We start from the raw sequence: 3,898 nt of genomic DNA, 5'->3' as shown, positions 1-3,898 counted from the left end.
CGATCGGCAAGAGCAATGAGATGTTCTTTACCGCTAACGGCATCAAGAGGATATTCTGGCAAAATCGATGCTTTGGCAGCAACACGCGCTGTTCCTTTGGCGATCGCGCCGAGGGCGGTAATGCGTTCTGCTACCATATCAACAAATTCTTCTAACTCCCCTGCCATTTCGTCAAAAAGCTCGTGAAGTTGAATAAAATCCATCCCCTTAACATTCCAATGTGCCTGCTTAGTTTGGGTTTTTAAGTCTAAACTGCTGGCAAGGGTTTGACTGAGGATAATCACCACTTGAGTCCGAATATCGCTGGCTAAGTCGATCCTTGTGGGGTAGAACTCGGTTTGGGGTTGAACGGCTTGTACTGCTGTCACGATCGCGTCTCCTTATAAAATGTTTTTCCCTCTATATCATAATCATAATGACTTTGACTTGACAAGGAAAAGAGGTAGAATTAGAGGCTATTGAATAGTTCAACCTCTCTACTTGAATTTTGAATCTTTACCGATATTCGGCTGCTAACGCCGAAGCAAGGGGAATTTCAAGGGAGAATTTTGTGCCTGTTTCCGGGGATGACTCGCAAACAATCTGGCCGCTGTGTTGCTCGACAATAATTTGATAGCTAATGGCTAATCCTAAACCCACCCCCTTGCCTACAGATTTGGTGGTGAAAAAAGGATCGAAAAGTCGAGTTTGGAGGTCTTTGGCAATGCCCTTGCCATTGTCGGTAATGCTCACTCCGACGCGATCGCCATCAATAATATCCGTCGAAATTGTAATTTGTGGGTTTTCACTTTCCCACTCGTCAAAGGCATCAATGGCATTATTTAAAAGATGAAAAAAGACTTGATTTAACTGTCCTGGATAACAAGTCACTTTAGGAATATTCCCATAATTTTGTTTAACAAAAATTTCCTGGCGATCGCCGCGAGATTTTAAACGATGTTGTAAAATCGAGAGGGTACTATCCAGACCTTCATGGAGATCGGCAAGTTTAACTTGTGCCTCATCAAGACGAGCAAAATTCCGTAAATTGAGAATAATTGTGCGAATTCGCTCTGCTCCGGTTTGCATTGAGGCGATCGAATTTTGGAGATCGGCTTTAATAAAATCCAAATCTATCTCTTCAATAGTCTCTTGAATATTCTCCTTCGGCTGAGGATATTCCTGTTGATAGAGTTCGAGCAGATCGCAGATATCTTGAATATATTCGCTCGCAGGTTTGAGATTACCATAAATAAAACTAATGGGATTATTGATTTCATGGGCAATTCCCGCAACCAATTGACCTAAACCCGCCATCTTTTCATTTTGGACCAATTGCGTCATCACTTGTTTTAAGCGATTATTTTGCTTTTGTAGCGTTTTTTGCAATTTACGAATAGTTAATTGATTTTCAATGCGAACGAGGACTTCCGCAAACTGAAAAGGTTTGGTAATATAATCAATTCCGCCCACCTCAAAGGCTTTAACCTTATCTTCAACATGATCCAATGCACTTAAAAAAATAACAGGAATCGCTTTTGTTTTTTCATTAGCTTTCAGGTGTTGGCAAACTTCATAACCATTCATTTCCGGCATATTAATATCCAAAAGAATGAGATCCGGTTCTAATGCTTTAGCGGCCAGAATTGCCATTTTGCCATTAATCGCTGGACGCACGCGATATCCACGTTTGGATAACATAGTAGAAAGCAAGCGAATATTGTCGGGAGTATCATCGACAATTAAAATATCAGCTTGGTCGGAATCGGTCATAAAATTACTTATAAATTATAAAAAATCGATGAGCATAAAAAATATTAATCCCATCGAGGAGACGATTTAAGTAACTCTGTCGCTTGCATTGCGTTAAGAGGACGAGCAAAGAAATAACCTTGTCCAAAGTTGCAATCGAGATTTTTCAGTCCCTCGAATTGTTCTCGGGTTTCAATGCCTTCTGCCACTGTATCGAGTTTCATTGTTCGAGCAATATTAATAATAACAGGAACGAGTCCGAGAGAGGGGTGGGAATCGCTCCACCTATTAATAAACGATTTATCAATTTTGAGGGCATTAATGGGAAAGCGATGAAGATAACTTAAAGAAGAATATCCCGTGCCGAAGTCATCCAAACAAATTTGGATATTGCGATCGCGCAGGCTTCGCAGTAAAGTGAGAGCCGTTTGGTTGTCCATAATAACACTTTCGGTAATCTCTAATTTTAGACAAGTAGCATTGAGATGGGTTTCTCCTAAAATGCAATCGATCTGTTCAATTAAATCTTGATTGGCGAATTGTCGAACAGAAAGATTGACATTCATTGATAGATCCCGAGCAGCCAAATCTCGCTCTTGCCACTCTCGAAGCTGCTGGCAGGCTTGATGTAAAGCATAAGAACCAATTGCTGCAATCAACCCAGTTTCTTCAGCAATAGGAATAAAATGTAGAGGAGAAAGTAAACCGCGCTGGGGATGCTGCCAGCGCAAAAGTGCCTCAAATCCCGATATTGTACCGGATGCGAGATTAACAATAGGTTGATAATAAACAACAAACTCCCCCCCCGCGATCGCCCGACGGAGATCGGTTTCAACTTGCAGAAAAGATACTGCTTCTGCGTGCAAAGAGGGGTGAAAGATGTAATGGCAGGATTTTCCTAATGCTTTGGCACGATACATAGCACTGTCGGCATCTCGCAACAAATATTCAGGCTGAGTATAATCCTCTGTTGCCTCCGCAATGCCAATACTAGCACTCAGAAAAATCTCTCGTCCCTGTATTTTAAAAGGTTGGGTAAAAGAATCTAAGATAGCCTTAGCCATGTCTACGGCATCGTCAATATCTTGAATTTCTGTGACGAGAATGGCGAATTCATCACCCCCGAGTCGAGCCAAAGTATCCCTAGGTTTGAGGAAATCTTCTAGGTGACGAGCGAGACAAATCAGCAGTTCATCTCCCGTCGGATGACCGAGGGAATCATTCACTACTTTAAAGCGATCGCAATCAAGAAATAATAATGCAAATCCCTGGCCTGCACCGGTATGTAGTGCTTGCAACAAATCGTTAAGTTGCTCCATAAAAAAAACTCGGTTGGGCAATGCAGTTAAGGCATCTTGCATCGCCATCTTTTTGAGTTGAGCATTAGCCATCTCTAACTCTCGAGTGCGCTTTTGCACTCGTTGTTCTAATTCCGCATTCAGTCGTAAAATGTTTTGCTTGGCAATTTTGAGATCCAGTTGACTTTTGACTCGAATCAAAACTTCTTGAATTTGGAAAGGCTTATTAATAAAATCAATGCCCCCCACAGAAAAGGCTTTAACTTTATCGAAAATATCATCGAGAGCGCTTAAGAAAATAATCGGAATTTCTTCAGTTTTTGGATCGGCTTTTAAGGCTTGACAAACTTCATAACCGTCCAATTCTGGCATCATAATATCGAGTAAAATCAAGTCTGGAGCAAGACGACGCACTGCGTTAAGCGCAATCGTACCATTAATAGCTTGGCGAACCTTATAGCCTTCCTGAGCCAGCATAACGGAAAGTAGGCGGAGATTTTCGGGAGTATCATCCACGATGAGAATATCGGCAATGGGGGGGCTAGTTGGGATCTCCACGATAATTAAATAAGATTAATAATTGTTCATTGTTCGGTGGATTGTGTTGCCAGTTCCATGACAAGATCGAAACGAAATTCTTCAACAAGATTAGTCAGTACGATCGCTAAATGAGAATGCTCCTCGGGGATTTCGGCGATCGCTTCGGAGATAAGGCGATCGCTGCATTGAATGGATGCGTCATAAAGTCTTTTTCTCCAGTTTTCCGACATGGCTTGTAATGCAGGAGAAAGCAAAGATAATTCATTATCGCCTATTCCTTGCAGGTCTCCGAGTAATGTTTAGGAGTCGCATGGGTCTTCATTGTCGGA

The 3,898-nt window shown here is 41.8% G+C and carries 4 protein-coding genes; all 4 read right to left on the bottom strand.

Annotated features, from left to right (window positions below):
• On the bottom strand, nucleotides 1-368 hold a 368-nt coding region (gene dps / locus VB714_RS21130; RefSeq protein ID WP_323226666.1), incomplete at its 3' end, for a DNA starvation/stationary phase protection protein Dps.
• A 127-nt stretch (nucleotides 369-495) separates the two neighbouring features.
• On the bottom strand, nucleotides 496-1,752 hold the full coding sequence (locus VB714_RS21125; protein ID WP_323226665.1) for a sensor histidine kinase: 1,257 nt from the start codon (nucleotides 1,750-1,752) through the stop codon (nucleotides 496-498).
• Nucleotides 1,753-1,796: 44 nt separating this feature from the next.
• Nucleotides 1,797-3,587 carry a putative bifunctional diguanylate cyclase/phosphodiesterase gene (locus VB714_RS21120; RefSeq protein ID WP_323226664.1) on the bottom strand — a complete coding sequence of 597 codons (1,791 nt, stop codon included), beginning with the start codon at nucleotides 3,585-3,587 and terminating at the stop codon, nucleotides 1,797-1,799.
• 26 nt (nucleotides 3,588-3,613) lie between these two features.
• Nucleotides 3,614-3,823 (bottom strand): hypothetical protein, encoded by a 210-nt coding sequence (locus VB714_RS21115; protein ID WP_323226663.1) that lies wholly within the window; start codon nucleotides 3,821-3,823, stop codon nucleotides 3,614-3,616.
• Between the last annotated feature and the right edge of the window lie 75 nt (nucleotides 3,824-3,898).

This window comes from Spirulina sp. 06S082, from assembly GCF_034932145.1.
GTDB lineage: Bacteria > Cyanobacteriota > Cyanobacteriia > Cyanobacteriales > Spirulinaceae > CCY15215.
Note: the sequence above shows the minus strand (reverse complement) of the source record. Positions and strands in the feature narration are given on the sequence as shown.

Excerpts from the sequence above, each read along its gene's own strand:
- VB714_RS21125 (WP_323226665.1), bottom strand. The coding sequence starts at position 1,752 with ATGACCGATTCCGACCAAGCTGATATTTTAATTGTCGATGATACTCCC.